The organism is Nonomuraea sp. NPDC052265 (assembly GCF_044547985.1).
GTDB lineage: Bacteria > Actinomycetota > Actinomycetes > Streptosporangiales > Streptosporangiaceae > Nonomuraea.
Genome location: NZ_JBIUBJ010000015.1, coordinates 37277 through 50656, shown reverse-complemented (window position 1 = coordinate 50656; position 13380 = coordinate 37277). Strand labels below are relative to the sequence as shown.

The 13380-nt window shown below is 71.6% G+C and carries 12 protein-coding genes; 2 read left to right on the top strand and 10 right to left on the bottom strand.

The genetic code is table 11. The features are described 5' to 3' along the window. Positions 1-66: 66 nt before the first annotated feature. The 4 genes from ACIHAD_RS34115 to ACIHAD_RS34100 all read right to left on the bottom strand — a co-directional run bounded on the left by ACIHAD_RS34115 (position 67) and on the right by ACIHAD_RS34100 (position 4207). The gene (locus ACIHAD_RS34115; protein ID WP_397358824.1) at positions 67-1035 is read right to left on the bottom strand and encodes a hypothetical protein; all 969 of its coding nucleotides are present in this window, start codon (positions 1033-1035) and stop codon (positions 67-69) included. A 91-nt stretch (positions 1036-1126) separates the two neighbouring features. Then, positions 1127-2239, bottom strand: coding sequence for a low temperature requirement protein A (locus ACIHAD_RS34110; protein WP_397358823.1), 1113 nt, complete (start codon positions 2237-2239; stop codon positions 1127-1129). A 35-nt stretch (positions 2240-2274) separates the two neighbouring features. Continuing rightward, the gene (locus tag ACIHAD_RS34105; protein WP_397358822.1) at positions 2275-3417 is read right to left on the bottom strand and encodes an IS701 family transposase; all 1143 of its coding nucleotides are present in this window, start codon (positions 3415-3417) and stop codon (positions 2275-2277) included. Beyond that, positions 3371-4207, bottom strand: coding sequence for a transposase family protein (locus ACIHAD_RS34100; protein ID WP_397358990.1), 837 nt, complete (start codon positions 4205-4207; stop codon positions 3371-3373). Before ACIHAD_RS34100 ends, ACIHAD_RS34105 begins: the two co-directional genes overlap by 47 nt. Before the next feature lie 559 nt (positions 4208-4766). Between ACIHAD_RS34100 and ACIHAD_RS34095 the strand changes: the two genes are divergently transcribed. Next, complete coding sequence (locus tag ACIHAD_RS34095) at positions 4767-5648, top strand: sensor histidine kinase (protein WP_397358821.1); 882 nt, start codon at positions 4767-4769, stop codon at positions 5646-5648. Further along, positions 5626-6264 carry a response regulator gene (locus tag ACIHAD_RS34090; RefSeq protein ID WP_397358820.1) on the top strand — a complete coding sequence of 213 codons (639 nt, stop codon included), beginning with the start codon at positions 5626-5628 and terminating at the stop codon, positions 6262-6264. Before ACIHAD_RS34095 ends, ACIHAD_RS34090 begins: the two co-directional genes overlap by 23 nt. Here the strand turns inward: ACIHAD_RS34090 and glgB are convergent. The 6 genes from glgB to ACIHAD_RS34060 are packed head-to-tail and all read right to left on the bottom strand — an operon-like array spanning position 6247 to position 13361. Beyond that, on the bottom strand, positions 6247-8154 hold the full coding sequence (gene glgB, locus ACIHAD_RS34085) for a 1,4-alpha-glucan branching protein GlgB (RefSeq protein ID WP_397358819.1): 1908 nt from the start codon (positions 8152-8154) through the stop codon (positions 6247-6249). The genes ACIHAD_RS34090 and glgB overlap by 18 nt on opposite strands. Then, positions 8154-10136 (bottom strand): alpha-1,4-glucan--maltose-1-phosphate maltosyltransferase, encoded by a 1983-nt coding sequence (locus ACIHAD_RS34080; RefSeq protein ID WP_397358818.1) that lies wholly within the window; start codon positions 10134-10136, stop codon positions 8154-8156. The genes glgB and ACIHAD_RS34080 overlap by 1 nt, the downstream gene beginning before the upstream one ends. A 3-nt stretch (positions 10137-10139) precedes the next feature. Beyond that, positions 10140-11447, bottom strand: coding sequence for a sugar phosphate nucleotidyltransferase (locus ACIHAD_RS34075; RefSeq protein ID WP_397358817.1), 1308 nt, complete (start codon positions 11445-11447; stop codon positions 10140-10142). After that, positions 11444-12616 (bottom strand): PP2C family protein-serine/threonine phosphatase, encoded by a 1173-nt coding sequence (locus ACIHAD_RS34070; RefSeq protein WP_397358816.1) that lies wholly within the window; start codon positions 12614-12616, stop codon positions 11444-11446. Before ACIHAD_RS34070 ends, ACIHAD_RS34075 begins: the two co-directional genes overlap by 4 nt. Before the next feature lie 9 nt (positions 12617-12625). Then, positions 12626-13057: an ATP-binding protein gene (locus tag ACIHAD_RS34065; RefSeq protein WP_397358815.1), complete on the bottom strand. Its 432-nt coding sequence runs from the start codon at positions 13055-13057 to the stop codon at positions 12626-12628. Then, positions 13041-13361, bottom strand: a complete 321-nt coding sequence (locus ACIHAD_RS34060; RefSeq protein ID WP_352329001.1) for an anti-sigma factor antagonist — start codon at positions 13359-13361, stop codon at positions 13041-13043. Before ACIHAD_RS34060 ends, ACIHAD_RS34065 begins: the two co-directional genes overlap by 17 nt. Between the last annotated feature and the right edge of the window lie 19 nt (positions 13362-13380).

Here is a 13380-nt window from a genome sequence, read left to right as displayed (position 1 = left end):
CGATGAGGGCGCGACCGCGGACGCGGACCCCCGCACCCGCGGCCGCGCCGGTCCTGGAGGGGCCGGTCAGTGGGCCCCCGGCGCGGCGACGGGCACCGCGGGCGCGGCGGGCGCGGCCGGGCGAGGCATCGGGCGCGGCGGCAGAGCCGTCAGGACCAGGCCGAGCACCGCCCACAGGCCGAGCACCGTCAGCGGGACGGCCAGGGCGGCGCCGTCGAAGTAGACCACGCTGCGCACCAGTTCGAGCGCCGACCGGGTGGGCAGCACGTACCCGAGCGCGGCGTACCAGGGCTCGATGAACGCGGCGCCGAACGGGCCGCCGCTGGCCGGCAGGCCGATGGGGATGAACAGCACCGCCGCCGCGATCACGCCGCGCGGCCCGAAGCGGCGCATCAGCCCGTTCACCGCCACCGAGACCAGGAAGATCACCGCGCAGGAGACGGCCAGGAGCCCGAGCGGGGCGCCGGTGAGCGCGCCGAGCAGGCCGTCCACGACCCAGGTGAGCGCCAGGCCGCCGGTCACCGCGCCGAGCGCGAGCACGGCCAGCCGCAGCCCCCGGTTGAGCATCGGCTGCATCCGCATGGTGAGCACGGTCGTCGCCAGCGCCGTCAGCAGCAGGCCCAGTACGTAGAACATGCCGGACACGCCGGAGGAGTCGCCCTCGGCCAGCGGCCGCACGTCCTCGACGGCGAGCTGCCGCCCGGCGGCGCGCTGTACCAGGGCGGTGAAGTGCGGGGCCGCGGTGTCGCCGCCCGCGCTCGCGACCAGGAGGCGGCCCTCGCCACCCAGGTAGGCGGCCTCGACCTCGCGCCGGAGCAGCGCCGCCCGCGCGGCCGCCGCGTCGGCGTACGGGCGCGCGTCCACGGCCCCGCCCGCGGCCTGCTGCAGCCGGGCGGCGTCCGGGCCCACCACGGCGAGCGGCACGCCGTGCGGAACCGGGTGGTGCAACGCGCCGACGAACGAGCCGATGATCACGGCGCCGACGACCGCGGACACCAGATAGGCGACCGCGACTCGAACAGCGGGATTCTTCATGACGCTCCTCAGTTCTCCACCTCGGCTCAGGTCCTGGTGGCGGTCCGCACGACGGGCGCCGCCGCCCTCACCCTGCCGGTTAGAGCGCGCGCTAAGTCAAGGCGTCGCTCTCGGATCTGGCCCGCGAATGTTCCAGGAAGTTGAACGTCATCACCACGAGCACCAGCGCGGCCACGGACAGCAGCGCCGGCGCCTGCAACGCGATCGGGATGATCGCCAGGATGGCCACCGGCATGGCGAGCTGCGGCCTCGACCACTTGCCGAAGATGTGCCAGCGGGCGTAGCAGAACGTCGTGAAGTACAGCGCGCAGCCGCCGAACAGCAACGCGGTCACGGGGGCGCTGAAGACCTGGCCGGGATGGGAGACGACCTCGGCCATGCCCACCGCCATCGCCATGATCGACCCGATGAAGGCCAGGTGGCCGTAGGAGAAGACACGCCGGATCAGGTCGGTGCGGATCACGGCCTCGTCCAGGGCCTTGGGCAGCGACTCGGCGGCGAAGATGAAGTACACCCACCACAGCGCGCAGGCCAGCACGAACGTCGCGGCGACCGCGGTGATCGAGCCGACGGCGAGCGGGCGCGCCGACGACGCCTGGGCGCCGATGGCCAGGATCGGTTCGCCCATCGCGATGATCAGCAGCAGGCCGAACCGCTCGGGTAAGTGATGGGGGTGGAAGGTGACGCGTACCAGGTGGCTGCGGGTCAGCACCGGCGCGGCCAGGTCGATCGCGGCGGCCGCGGCCCAGACCCACACCCGGGTGCCGCTGTCGAGCAGGCCCCCGGCCAGCAGCAGTGGCCCCGTCACGCACACCGAGAGCGTGAAGGGGTTGACCAGCTCGAACGGCCGGCCGCGGAAGTACAGGGCGGCCAGCAGCGAGCGCTGGGCGAAGTAGGCGGCGCCGAACATCAGGCCGCGCTCCTCGTAGGCCAGCGGGGTGGCCAGCGCCATGAACAGGCCGCACAGGCTGAGCGCCAGGATGCCCAGCCGGTCGGGGGTGTTGTTGACGTCGCGGGTGTTGGCGTGCACCGCCATGCCCACCCAGGCCCAGTACGTCGGCACCAGCACGACGACGGCCTGCCCCACGCTGCCCCAGCCGTGCCCCCGGTGGAGCAGGTCGGACAGCTGGGTGACGGCGAACACGAAGACCAGGTCGAAGAAGAGCTCGACCCAGGTGACCTGCTTGTCTGCTTTCGGCTTCATCGAGCGGTGTGACTCCTCGTGCGTCGTGCGGGTGCTCACGCGGGCAGCAGCGCGGGCTCGGCGCCGGCGGCCAGCCGCCAGCGCACGTCGAAGGCGTAGGCGGCCGAGGCCAGCGTGACGTGGTGGTGCCAGCCGTGGAAGGAACGGCCCTCGTAGTCGAACAGCCCGAACCCCCCGGCCAGCTCGCCGATGGCGTGGGCCGCCCGCCAGCGGGACTTGGCCAGCGCGACCAGCTCCCGCGCCGGCACGGACATGTTCGTCAGCCAGAACGCGCGCGGCCGCGGCCGGCCGAGCGGCCACTCGATCAGCAGCCGGCGCGAGCGCGCCTGCTCGTCGGAGACCGGCAGGAGGACGAACTGCGAACGCAGCGACCGCCCCCGCGGCCCCTCCCACCAGGCCACCGTGCGCCGCTCCACGCCGGCCGCGGCCTGCGCCGCCTCGGCCAGCGCGACGCGGGCCCGCGGGCCGCCCCCGCGCACCACGCTCATCGAGGCCCTGACCCGGTGGCGGGCGTCCACCTGGACCACGTAGTCCAGGCCGCGGTCCTCCAGGCCGCGCAGCAGGTCGGCGGCGCCCCGGACGTGGGTGAGGTCGGCCACCAGCGGCGCGACGGGGGTGCCCCAGTCGAGCGTCAGGTCGTCGACCAGGTCGATCACGTGCTCGCCGAAGGGCCGGTGCCGCTCCTGGTCGGGCACGTGCGCCTTGGCCCGCCGGTCGTGGTCGGCCTCCCATGACTGCGGCAGGCACAACCGCCAGTTGACCGGCACGGCCGCCTCGCCGGAGCTCATCAGCACCGCCGCGCCCACCTGGCAGTTGACCGTACGGCCGAGGCCGCGCACGTACTGGCGCTCCACGCCCGCCGACCAGCGGCCGTGCTTGGCGAAGGCCACCTCCTCCACCAGCCACGCGGCCGGGGGCGCGCCGGCCGACAGCACGTCGGCGACGGAGCGGCGGACCGGCCGCGGGTCCCAGCGGCTCTGGTTGACGAACTGCTGCAGCGACTGCCCGTTGTGCGGGCCGCCCACCTCGTCGGCGATGCGCTGGATGGACTTGCGCCCGCCCGCGTGCAGCAGCCCGAGCACGTAGGACTCGGCCGCGCTACGCTGGTCGGAGCGCGGCAGTGAGGTGATCTCAACGAATTGCGAGCAGGTAGTCGTGCTCGAAATGGGTGAGGACAAGTGCCGCGCGAGCGATGTGGCCGATTCGGCTTGGGCTGACGGTGATGTGCTGGAGGGTTCGCCAGCGGCCTTTGAGCAGGGCGAAGCCACGTTCGCCCGGGCAGCGTAGGGCGCGTAGAAGGCGGTTGTAGGTGCGGTTGTCCGGGCTGAGGACTTGGTTGCCTCCCGGCTGTTTGATCGGTGTGTGGATGCCGATTCCGGCGCCGTCGTAGCCGCTGTCGGCGAGGGTGGGCAGGCCGCGTGTGGCTGCGGCGTAGAGCGCGCCCAGCACCTGTGCACGGGCGGCGGTCAGATCGTGGGTGGAGCCGGGTTCGACGTCGGCGATCCACAAGGGCAGCCCGTTCGGTGCGGAGACTGCCTGGAGGTTGCCGGCGTGCTGGTGGGCCTTGCCGGAGTACCAGGCGTCGATGGGTTCGCCCTTGACGCTGAGGGTCTGCTCGGCGCAGCGATCGATGGGGATGAGGGTGCCGTCAAGGATCACGTACGGCAGTCCTTCGATGTGGGCCCGGTCGAGGGCTTGGTGCAGATCAGGGGCTTGAGCTGCGAGAATTTCGATGCCCTCGTGCATGTAGCGGTAGGCGGTGGCCCGTGAGACGCGGTGGTCACGGCCGAGTTTCGGGACATCGTGCTCGCCGCGGAACCAGCGCACTACCATGACCGCCTGCCGGAACGGGCTCAGCGCCCGGCTTCCCTTCGGGGTGCCGCGCAGTCGGCGTTCCTCGTGCAGGAGTCGCGCGACGTACTGAACGAGTGCGCGGGAGACGTCGAGCGTGGCACGATGAGCAATCACGTGGAGCCTTTCGGCCTTGAGTGTTCTTGTGGTGAGACCTCTTCTACCGGGGGCTCCACGTCTGTTTCCGGCCTTCGGCGACTCCTCCCGAAAGGCCCGGAACGCCACCGGCGGCGTCCAAGAAATCCCAATCGCCCGCCTTATTTCGCTGAGATCACCTCAGTGAGCCGAATATCGTGGCGAAGAATTCCGCGAACTCTTCGCGTTCGTTCACCGCGAGTTCTCTCATGACCGCCCCTCACCTGCATTAGAGAAGATCCGTAATGGCGAACGCGGTCAGGATCGCAGTTAAGTTTTGGTTCGCGCAAGAGAGTAACACCAAGGTGGCAGCGGAGCTGTCCGGGAGTATTAAAGGGAGTACTCCGGGAGGCATCTCCGGAGTACTCATCGATAACCCGGTATTACATCACGCGCGGCCTCAGTCAGGTGTGCGGGTAATGGATCGGCCGTCCGATGAGTCTGGAGTGCACTCTTGCATCCGCCGGAATCATGTGATCATATGATGCGGGGATCTGCGCCGGTGACTGAGTAAGGCGACACACACTACGGGGGATGACCAGTGCAGTGCAACATCCAGCCCACGGTTGTGATAGCCGAACAGATCGAGGCCCATAAGGCTGCGATCTTGGCACAGCTGTGCGGCGAAATTGAAGAATCAACTTCCGGTGCCGTTCCGGACGAGTGCGCGGAGTTGGCGGAAGAGCTTCTCGACCTGATCGTGGCCCGGCTCAAGGCCGGTACGGGCCATGCCTCCGGGGCCCTGACCACGTCAATGGACGGCAGCCGGGCCGACGAACGAGAATGGCGGCGAATTTCCCGCGACCTGCACGACCGGGTGGGCCACGAGATCAGCGTGGCGAGCCGGCAGCTGGAGCTCGCCGAAATCGGGCACGCGCGCGGCAGGGACAGTTTCCCGGTGCATGTGAGAGAAGCGAAGGCGGCGCTGCTCCGGGCTCACCAGGAAATCCGGGACGTCTTATCCGACCTGCGCGTTCACGCCCATTGGCCGGGAATGGAGCAAGCGCTTGTGCGGCTCATGACGACCATTGTGGACCCGCGCCTGGAACATCGGATCGTCCTTATCGGCGATGTCGACGGCCTGCCTCCCCGCATTCGGGACGAGTTATTCCTGATATTACGCGAAGCCATTACCAACAGCATCTCCCACGCGGGCGCCGACCTGCTCGAAGTGTGCGTCAAGATTGCGCACGACCGGATCACAGCAATTGTGCGGGACAATGGCCGGGGTTTCTCGGGCTGGCGCGCGAAACATGGGAACGGCCTGACCTCCATGCGCGAGCGCGGGGTCGCCCTGGGCGGCCTGGTGACCATAGAGAGCACCCCCGGGAAGGGCACCGAGGTCGTCTTCCGTGCCCCTGTCCGGGCTGTCCGGGACGAGCGGCCGAAGGAAACATCGGATGCAAAGAGAAGGCAGCATTGACGTCCTCATCGCCGACGACCACACGATCCTGCGGGAGACGCTCAAGCAGACGCTGGAGCTCGAACCCGACCTTCGTGTCGTCGCCACGGCGGGGGACGCGCGCGCGGCGGTGAAGTCGGCCGAGGCGCTGCGGCCGGACGTCGTGGTGCTCGACGTGGAGATGCCGGGCGACGGCGTCGTGCGCACCACCACCCACATCCACCGGGTCTCGCCCCGGTCCCGCGTCATCGTGCTCAGCATGTACGACGACCCGGTGCTCGTGCAGGAGCTCATCGCTCACGGCGTGCGCGGCTACCTGCTCAAGAGCGTCGGCCGGGAGGAGCTGGTGCAGGCCATCCGCGGTGTCTGCGCGGACGCCGAGCGCGTGGTCCTGTCGGTGTCGCGCGAGAGCCTGATGATGTCCCGCCGGCCGCGCGCCGGCAAGCTCTCCGAGCGGGAGCTGAGCGTGCTGTCCCTGGCCGCCCAGGGCCTCAGCAACGCCCAGATCGGCACCCGGCTGATGATCGCCGAAGGCACGGTCAAGCGTCACCTGCGCAACATCTTCACCAAGCTCGACGCCACCTCCCGCCTCGACGCGGTGAACAAGGCCATGGCCGCCTCACTGCTGAGGCTCTGACGCCTCCTCCCCGGGGGCCAGCCAGAGCGTCGCCAGCGGCGGCAGCAGCACCTCGGCGACCGCGGGCCCGCCCGTGACCTGCTCCGTGCACGTGACCGAGCCCAGGTTGCCGAGGTTCCCGCCGCCGTAACAGGCGGCGTCGGTGTTGAGCACCTCCTGCCAGCGGCCGCCGGAGGGCAGCGCCAGCCGGTGCCCGTGACGCGGCACCGGCGACAGGTTGCTCACGCACACCAGCGGCGCCCCCCACCGGTCCCAGCGGACGAAGGAGTAGACGCTGGAGCCGGCGTCGTCGGCGTCGATCCAGGTGAATCCGCCGGGGGAGCAGTCCAGCCGCCACAGCGCGGGGGTGGCGGCGTAGTGCCGGTTCAGGTCCCTGACCAGGTCGCGCACGCCCTTGTGCCGGGGGTCGCGCAGCAGCGCCCAGTCCAGCTCGCGATCGTGGGACCACTCGCTGTCCTGCGCGAACTCCTGGCCCATGAACAGCAGCTTCTTGCCCGGATGCGCCCACATGAAGGCCAGGTAGGCGCGCAGGTTCGCCAGCCGCTGCCACCGGTCGCCCGGCATCTTGCCGGCCAGCGATCCCTTGCCGTGCACCAGCTCGTCATGGCTGAGCGGCAGCAGGAAGTCCTCCGCGTACGCGTACGTCAGCCCGAACGTCAGCGCGTGATGGTGGTAGGGCCGGTGCGCCGGGTCGCGCCGCATGTAGCCGAGCGTGTCGTGCATCCAGCCCATGTTCCACTTGAAGTCGAACCCCAGCCCGCCGGCGGACGTCGGCCGGGTCACCCCCTCCCACGCCGTGGACTCCTCGGCGATCACCAGCACGCCGGGGCAGCGCCGGTGGACGGTGTCGTTGAGCTCCCGCAGGAACGCGATCGCCTCCAGGTGCTCCCTGCCGCCGTGGACGTTGGGCCGCCAGGCGCCGTCCGGGCGGGAGTAGTCCAGGTACAACATCGAGGCGACGGCGTCCACGCGCAGGGCGTCGACGTGGAACTCCGCGCACCAGTACAGGGCGTTGGCGATGAGGAAGTTGCGCACCTGCGGGCGGCCGAGGTCGAAGGTGAGCGTGCCCCAGTCGGGGTGCTCGCCGCGCAGCGGGTCGGGGTGCTCGTACAGCGGTCCGCCGTCGAAGCGGGCCAGCGCCCAGTCGTCGCGGGGGAAGTGCGCGGGCACCCAGTCGAGTATCACCCCGATCCCGGCCAGGTGCAGCGCCTCGATCAGGGCGCGGAAGTCGTCCGGGGTGCCGTAACGGGAGCTCGGCGCGTAGTAGGAGGAGATCTGGTAGCCCCACGAGCCGCCGAAGGGGTGCTCGGCCACCGGCATGAGCTCCACGTGCGTGAAGCCCATGCCGCGCAGGTACCCGGGGAGCTGCTCGGCCAGGTCGCGGTAGGTCAGGCCGCGCCGCCAGGAGCCCAGATGCAGCTCGTACACGCTCATAGGCGCCTCGCGGGCCGGGTTCTCGCCGCGGGCCGCCAGCCACGCGCCGTCGCGCCAGCGGTGCCGAGAGGTGAACACCACCGACGCGGTGCGCGGCGGGTGCTCGGCCGCCAGGGCCAGCGGGTCGGCCTTGCGCCGGGTACGGCCGTCCGCGCCGGTGATCTCGTACATGTACCGGCAGCCGTCGCCGGCCCCCGGCACGAACAGCTCCCACAGGCCGCCGCCGGGCGCCCGGCGCAGCGCGTGCCCGGCGCCGTCCCAGCCGTTCAGGTCGCCCACCAGCCGCACCTCGCGCGCGCCCGGCGCCCACACGGCGAACGACACGCCCGCCACGCCGCCGACGGTACGGGTGCGCCCGCCCAGCGCCCGCCACAGCTCCTCGTGCCTGCCCTCGCCGATGAGGTGCAGGTCCAGCTCGCCCAGCACGGACGGGCCCCCGCCGGTCAGCACGTCCATCACCCCTCCACCGTCAGGATGTGGGCGGGCTGCCGGGACGGGTCCAGCCGCACGTAGTTGCGCGCCCCCCACTGGTAGACCTCGCCGGTCAGCTCGTCGCGCACCCGGAAGGAGGGCCCCAGGTCGGGCAGGTCCAGCGTCACCGTGGCCTGCCGCACGTGGTGCGGGTCGAGGTTGACCACCACGATCACGGTGTCCTGGCCCGCCTGCTTGGCGAAGCAGAGCACGGCGTCGTCGTCGGCGTGCTGGAAGCGCAGGTTGCGCAGCAGGCGCAGGGCCGGATGGCGGCGCCGGACCCGGTTCAGCGCGGCCAGGAAGGGCGCCAGCGTGCCGCCCGCCGACCAGTCGCGCGGCCGGTACTGGTACTTCTCCGAGTCCTTGTACTCCTCGCTGCCCGGCGCGGCCGGCTCGCGCTCGCACAGCTCGAACCCGGCGTACACGCCCCAGGTGGGGGAGGCCGTCGCGGCCAGCGCGGCCCGCACCTGGAACGCGGCGGGCCCGCCCTCCTGAAGGTAGGCGTGCAGGATGTCGGGCGTGTTGACGAACAGGTTCGGCCGCATGTACGCCGCCGCCTCCCCGGCCAGCTCGCCCAGGTAGCTCTCCAGCTCCGGCTTGGCGTTGCGCCAGGTGAAGTAGGTGTAGGACTGCTGGAAGCCGACGGCGGCCAGCGTGTGCATGATCGCCGGCCGGGTGAACGCCTCGGCCAGGAAGACCACGTCCGGGTCGGTGCGGTTGACCTCGGCGATCAGGCGTTCCCAGAAGAACACCGGCTTGGTGTGCGGGTTGTCCACCCGGAAGATCCGCACCCCGTGGCCCATCCAGTGCCGCAGCACCCGCAGCGACTCGGCCAGGATGCCGCCGGGGTCGGCGTCGAAGGAGATCGGGTAGATGTCCTGGTACTTCTTGGGCGGGTTCTCGGCGTAGGCGATGCTGCCGTCGGGCCGGTGCTCGAACCACCGCGGGTGCTCCCGTACCCACGGGTGGTCGGGCGAGCACTGCAACGCGAAGTCCAGCGCCACCTCAAGGCCCAGCTCGCCGGCCCTGGCCACGAAGAAGTCGAAGTCGTCGATCGTCCCCAGGTCGGGGTGGACCGCGTCGTGACCGCCCGCGGCCGAGCCGATCGCCCACGGCGAGCCGGGGTCGTGCGGCCCGGCGATCGGCGAGTTGCCCGGCCCCTTGCGGTTGGTCCGGCCGATCGGGTGGATCGGCGGCAGGTAGACCACGTCGAAGCCCATCGCGGCCACGGCGGGCAGCCGCTCGGCCGCGGTCCGGAAGGTGCCGGAACGCGGCGGGCGGCACCCGGAGGGGTCCACCACGGCGCCCTCGGAGCGGGGGAAGAACTCGTACCAGGCCCCGTACAGCGCCCGCTCGCGCTCCACCAGCAGCGGCAGCTCCTCCCCGGCCGTCAGGTGGTCGCGCAGCGGCCGGCGGGCCAGCGTGCGCAGCACCGGCTCGGCCAGCGCGATCGCCAGCCGCGCCTCGGGGTCCAGCTCGCCGTCGCGCAGCGTCGCGGCGGCCACCCGCAGCAGCCGGGCGTCGGCGGGCGGCACCTCGGGCTGGGCGGCGGCCCTGGTCAGCAGCCGGGCGCCGGCCTCCATCGTCACGGCCACGTCGATCGCGGCGGGGATCTTCACCTCCGCCACGTGCAGCCAGGTCGCGACCGGGTCGCTCCACGCCTCCACCCGGAAGGTCCACTCGCCCTCGCGGTGGGCCGAAACCTCGGCCGCGTACCGGTCGGAGCCCGGGGACAGGGCCGCCATCGGGATCCAGGCGGCCTGCTTGCCGTCGGGATCGGTGAGCACGACGTTCGCGCCCACCACGCCGTGCCCCTCCCTGAACAGCGTCGCCGACACCTCGAACGGCTCGCCCGGCACCGCGCGCGCGGGCCGGCACCCGCCCGCCACGACGGGCCGGACCCCCACGACGGGCACGCGGCCCGCGGCGATCTCGGAGATCTCGGTCAGCACCAGCGTCTCAGTCATGTGTCACGCGTCCTGGAGGTCGGCGAGGGTCTCGATCGAGGTGCCGGCGGCGGCCTCGCAGTGCGCCGGCACGGTCAGCCCCGGGTACACCGTCACCCCGGACAGCCGCACGCCGGCCTGGACCGTCACTCCGTTGCCCAGCGCGCTGTAGCCGCTCAGCACGGTCACGCAGTCCACGAACGACTCCACCGTGGCCATCGTCCCCACGTGGGTGTCGGTGAGCCGGGCCCACGGCCCGATGATCGCGCCGTCCAGGCAGGCCACCCGTTGCAGCCGGCACCCGGTGTGCAGGTCCACGCCGTCGCCGATCGCGGAGTCGGAGACGACCACGCCGGGGCCGATCTCGACGTCCCGGCCGATGTGCACGTTCGGGCCGATCCTGACCAGCCCCGCGCTCATCTTCTCGGCCAGCGTCATGCCCGAGGTCGCGTCCCGCTGGCGCAGGGAGGACTCGTGGATGCGCACGTTGCCCGGGTAGGCCCGCCGCATGCCCTTGAGCACGTGCGGGTAGCCGCCGCTCAGCGCGTCGGTCAGCGTGTCGAGGTAGTCGCGCAGGTTGCCCAGGTCGCCCAGCTTGGCGATGGGCGCGATGCCGACCCGGTGCCCGGCCCCCACCAGCCACGGGAGCAGGTCGTGCCCCCAGTCGAGCCGGTGACGGGCCAGCTCGGCCAGCGCCGGCTCCCCGGCCAGCTTCCGCAGCCGCCCGCAGTCGACCAGGTAGAGCCCGGCGTTGACGGGCACCCGGGCCGGGTCGGCGGCCAGGGCGTGCACCTCGGCCAGCGGCGGTTTCTCCACGAAACGGCGGATCCGCCCCGAGGCGTCGGTGACCATCGTCCCGTACTTGCCCGCGACCTCCTCGGCCGTCCGCTCGACCACGGCCACGGTGACGACGGCGTCGCTGTCGCGGTGGCGGCGTACCAGCTCGGCCAGGTCGAACTCGAACAGCGAGTCGGTCGGGAAGACCAGCGCCAGCCCGTCGAGCTCCCAGTAGTCCAGGCTGCTCAGCGTCGCCTCGCCGGAACCGGTGTTGGTCCAGTCCATCCGGGGCCGCGAGTAGCGCACGCGCACGCCCAGCCCCTCGCCGTGCCCGAGCACGTCCTTGGCCTGGTAGCGGTTCTCCCGGCCGTTGGCGATCAAGTAGAAGTCGCTGACCCCCTGGTCGCGCAGGGCCATGATCTGCCATTCGATGACCGGCCGTCCGGCGAAGCAGACCGTGGCCTTGCTCCGCGGGTGGCCGGGGGCCTCCAGGGTGAGCGGCCGGGCCCGGAGACCCTGTCCGCCCGCCAGTGCGATTCCGGCGATCTCGTTCATTGTCCGTACTTCCCCGTGGGTGTCCTACGTAGAGCGATCATGGTGATGTCGTCGAACTGCTCGGCGGACCCGATGTGCGCGCTGATCTCCCGTTCGAGCCTGTCCAGCAGGTCGTCCGCCCCGGTGGCGGGCTGCGAGACGAGGGTCAGCATGAGCTCCTCGCTGAAGAAGCGGCCGGACTCGTCCCTGGCCTCGGGCACGCCGTCGGTGTAGGCGAACAGCAGGTCCCCCTGGTCCAGGTGGGCCCTGCCGACCTCGAAGACGGAGTCGGGCACCAGCCCCAGCGCCGGTCCGGTGGGACGCAGCAGGGTGTGGCCGCCGCCCGCGTGGCGGATGATGGGCGGGTTGTGCCCGCAGTTGATGTAGACGAGCGCGCCGGTGACCGGGTCGAGCACGCCGAAGAACAGCGTGGCGAAGTAGCCCTGGCGCAGGTGGTTGGCGGTCAGGTAGTCGTTGGTCGCGATCACCGCGCGCAGCAGCGGCGCGACGTCGTCCTGGACGGGGTCGGCCTCGCCGGTCTCCACGTGGGCTGCCGTGTGCCGCAGCAGGGTCCTGATCAGGGCCATGAACAGGGCGGCGCCGACGCCCTTGTCGCACACGTCGGCCACCACCAGCCCGATCCGCGCCCCGCCCAGCAGCTCCAGGGCGTCGTAGAAGTCCCCCGCGACCTCCCTGGCCGGCTGGAACCGGACGGTGAGCTGCCAGCCGGCGCGGGCGGGCAGCGCGTCGGGCAGGAAGCCCGCCTGGATCTCCCGCCCGATCTGCAGCTCGCGCTCGTACTTCAGCAGCGCCTCCTCCTCGGCGCCCGGGAAGCGGCCGAACACCTGTCCCGCCCGCAGCCTGCGGTGCAGCAGCTCCGGCACGAAGGGCGGGACGATGTAGTCCAGCCCGGCCAGCACGTGCGGCGCGAGCTGGCGCAGGTCGCCGTCGGAGAACGCGACCACGACCGGGGGCCGCGCGCCCGCCTGGACGACGCGCGTCACCTCCCGCACCACCTCCACGTCCAGGCTCGCGTTCACCAGCAGCAGGTCGGCGGGCGGAGGCGCCTCGGCCAGCAGTTGCTCGGGAGTGCGCCGGGCCACGGGAGCGCCGTCCGCGGCCAGCAGCAGGCACAACTCTTCCGCGGCTGGTGAGGGGCCGCTGACGACGAGGGTCGCCTCCGCATCCATCGGCACCTCCTAGACGCGGTTCATGATGACGGTCGTCTGGTTACGACCCGAGCTGTACTCGTAGCGGACCTGGTCGGCGACCGTACGGGCCAGGTAGACGCCCAGCCCGCCCGGCCGGCGCTCGCCCAGCGGCCGGTCCAGGTCGGGAACGGCCTCGTAGGCGGTCGGGTCGAACGGCGGGGCCGAGTCGGCCAGGCGCAGCCACACCCGGGTCGGCTCCACCCCGCCGGTCAGCTCCAGCTCGCCCGGCCGGTCACGGTGGCCGTGGGTGATGATGTTGACGATGAGCTCCTCGGCGGCCAGCCGCAGCCAGTGGGCGCGCGTGCGGGTCAGCCCGCCGAGCGCGCTCAACGTCTGCACGTAGGCCATCAGCTCCTCCAGCGACTCGGGCTCGGCGGGCAGGCTGAGCCGCTCCATCGCCTGCCTACTCGGGGATCGCATCGCTGAAGTCCACGCTGTGATGGAAGCCGACCAGCCGGATGGTCTGCTCGATGGCGTCGTTGGCGCCGACCAGCACGATGCGCACGTCGTCGGCCAGCTTCTGGCGGGCGAACACCAGCCCGCGCAGCCCCGCCGAGGACATGTAACTGAGCTGCGACATCTCCAGCACCAGCAGCTCGGCCGCGGCCTCGGCCGCGCGCTCCACCTCCCTCCGGAAGGTCTCGGCGGTCAGGGCGTCCAGCTCGCCCTCCAGTGTGATCAGTGCGGTGCTGCCGTCGTGGGTCAGGATCGCGTTGAACGACATGGGTTCTCCTTCATGGATC